The organism is Pseudomonas sp. GM80 (genome assembly GCF_000282515.1).
GTDB lineage: Bacteria > Pseudomonadota > Gammaproteobacteria > Pseudomonadales > Pseudomonadaceae > Aquipseudomonas.
Genome location: NZ_AKJD01000241.1, coordinates 1 through 2994 on the forward strand (window position 1 = coordinate 1; position 2994 = coordinate 2994).

3 protein-coding genes are annotated in these 2994 nt (G+C 59.7%); all 3 read right to left on the reverse strand.

Annotated elements, in window-relative coordinates:
* Positions 1–85: 85 nt before the first annotated feature.
* The 3 genes from PMI37_RS27420 to PMI37_RS27430 all read right to left on the reverse strand — a co-directional run bounded on the left by PMI37_RS27420 (position 86) and on the right by PMI37_RS27430 (position 2960).
* A complete protein-coding gene (locus tag PMI37_RS27420; protein ID WP_008087511.1) occupies positions 86–1303 on the reverse strand; it encodes a class I SAM-dependent methyltransferase in 1218 nt (405 codons plus the stop codon).
* Between the two features lie 244 nt (positions 1304–1547).
* Positions 1548–2165: a TPM domain-containing protein gene (locus tag PMI37_RS27425; protein ID WP_008087512.1), complete on the reverse strand. Its 618-nt coding sequence runs from the start codon at positions 2163–2165 to the stop codon at positions 1548–1550.
* A gap of 33 nt (positions 2166–2198) precedes the next feature.
* Positions 2199–2960 (reverse strand): TPM domain-containing protein, encoded by a 762-nt coding sequence (locus PMI37_RS27430; RefSeq protein WP_045123314.1) that lies wholly within the window; start codon positions 2958–2960, stop codon positions 2199–2201.
* Positions 2961–2994: the final 34 nt, after the last annotated feature.

The following is a 2994-nucleotide window of genomic DNA, read 5'->3' on the forward strand; positions in this document are numbered from 1 at the left end:
GCGATCTTTTGATTTTGTTTTTGAAGATCAAAAGATCGCAGCCTTCGGCAGCTCCTACAGGGTGTGTATTTCAAGACAATAATCGTCAGGCCAGGTAGCCGTCGGCGCGCAGCAGGGTTTCCAGGCAGTGCTCGCTGATGTGGTAGAACGCCTTCAACTCGGCAATCTTCACCAACAGCTGCGCGGGGTCGACCGGCTCGGCGCGCTTCACCGCGAGGATCATCTTGTTCTTGTTGGTGTGATCGAGCGAGATGAATTCGAACACCTTGGTTTCATAACCACACGCCTCAAGGAACAATGCGCGCAAGCTGTCAGTGACCATTTCCGCCTGCTGGCCCAGGTGCAAACCGTATTGCAGCATCGGCTTGAGCAGCGCCGGGCTCTGGATTTGCAGGCGGATCTGCTTGTGGCAGCACGGCGAGCACATGATGATCGACGCCCCCGAACGAATGCCGGTGTGGATCGCGTAGTCGGTAGCGATGTCGCAGGCATGCAGGGCGATCATCACGTCCAGTTCGCTCGGCGCGACGCTGCGCACATCACCGCACTTGAACACCAGCCCCGGATGATCGAGTTTCGCCGCCGCAGCGTTGCACAGGTTGACCATGTCTTCACGCAGCTCGACGCCGGTGACTTCGCCTTCGGCCTTCAAGGTGTTGCGCAGGTAATCGTGAATCGCAAAGGTCAGGTACCCCTTGCCCGAACCGAAGTCGGCCACGCGTACCGGTTTGTCCAGCGCCAGCGGCGACGAGGTCAGCGCGTGGCTGAACACTTCGATGAACTTGTTGATCTGCTTCCACTTGCGCGACATCGCCGGAATCAGCTCTTGCTGCGCGTTGGTCACGCCGAGGTCCTTGAGGAACGGTCGGCTCAGTTCGAGGAAGCGGTTTTTTTCACGGTTGTGCTCGGCAGACGGCGCTTCGCGCAATTGCTGAGGTTGGCTCTTGAACAGCGAACTCTTGCCCTTTTTGCTGTATTCGAGCTGAGCTTCGTCAGTCACAGTGAGCAAATGCGCATTTTTGAACGCAGTCGGCAGCAGCGCGGCAATCGTCGCTACGGCTTCACTCAGCGGCAGATTTTTGGTGATGTCGCGGGTTTTGTAGCGATAGACGAAGGACAGGTTCGGCTGCGCTTTGACGGTGACCGCTTTGATGATGACCCGTTGCAGATCCGCTTCTTCACCGACGTATTTGGCCAGCACCAGTTTGATGAAACCGTTCTGGTCGAGGCTGGTCTGCAGCAGCTCGATGAACTGGACGTGGTGATCGGGTGCAGGCTTGGTGGACGGCGCGGTAACGGACATGGAAAAGCGGCCTCGGACGGGCGAAATCGGGAATGGCGGGTATTTTAGGGGGGATGGGGGTTGGGGACACCCTCTTATTTACCGAACGGCACAATCCATTGTGGCGAGGGGATTTATCCCCGCTCGGCTGCGCAACAGGCGCAAAATCTGAATGTCTGCTTTGATTGACACATCGCATGGGGCCGCTTCGCAGCCCAACGGGGATAAATCCCCTCGCCACAGGGGACTGCTGAGCCTGGGAGAATCAGGCCAACACCACCAACCGATTGGGCAATTCATTCCTCACCTGCGTCACCGGCACATGCACTTTCAGCAATGCCCCACACGCCTCAATGCACGTCACAAACCCCTCCAGCGTCTGCCCCTGCCGCACCTGCTCGGTAAACGCCGCGACAATCGCATCCCAACGCTTGTTGTCCAGCCGACTGGAAATCCCCTCATCCACCAGAATCTCCACATACCGCTCCGCCTCGCAGACAAAAATCAGCATGCCGGTGCTGCCCACCGTGTGATGCAGGTTCTGCTCGAGAAACTGCCTGCGCGCCAGGTTCGACGCACGCCAATGGCGTACGCGACGCGGCACCAGATGCGTGGTGATTTTCGGCAGACGAAACAGCAGGCACAGCACGATAAACGCGCCCCACTGCACCAGCAGCAGACTGTGCAGGGTCAGCCAGCCGGTCAGGTAATGCACGACACCCGGCACCACCAGCGCCAGCAAACTCGCCCACAGCAGCGGGATGTACGCGTAATCGTCGGCGCGCGCCGCGAGTACTGTCACCAGTTCGGCGTCGGTGTCGCGCTCGACCCGGGCAATGGCCTCGGCGACTTTGCGTTGTTGATGTTCGGTCAGTAGTGCCATGTCGAAAAGTGCCTGCTCATTATTGTTTTAATGTCACCAGCCGCCGGACGATCCACCGCCGCCGAAACTGCCCCCGCCACCGCTGAAGCCCCCGCCGCCACCGCCACCGCCGCCGCCGCCAAAACCGCCACCACCAAAGCCGCCGCCTCCGCCACCACCGCCACGGCCGGCGGGAAGGATACCGAGCATCTGGAAGACAAACACCGCCAGGATGAACAGCATCAACAGAAAAACGAACAATCCGGGATGGCGCGAGATGAAATCATCGGACGGATCACCATTCGATTCATACACCGTCGACGGCTCGTCCAGCGGATTGCCGCCGAGCACCACCAACATCGCCGCGACGCCGTCGCTGATGCCTTTGCTGAAGTTGCCGGTCTTGAAGGCCGGTGTGATCACTTGATGGATGATCACCGACGTTTGCGCATCGGTGAGTCGATCTTCCAGACCATAACCGACTTCAATGCGCAGTTTGCGCTCGTCACGGGCGACGATCAGCAGCGCGCCGTTGTTCTTATCCTTCTGGCCGATGGCCCAGTGCCGACCGAGCTGAACACCGAAATCCTCGATGGTGGTGCCCTGCAGATTGGGCAGCGTGACCACCACCAATTGCTCGCCGGTCGCCTGTTCGTGGGCCTGCAACTGCTGATTCAATTGCGCACGCACCGACGGCTCGATCATCTGCGCGTCGTCCACCACCCGTCCGCTCAGCGCCGGGAACGTCAACTCGGCCCGGGCGCTGAGGGCAAATACCCACAACACCAACACCAGCCCCATCTTCAACACACGCATAAATATCCCCACCGCCCCCCTGTAGGAGCTGCCG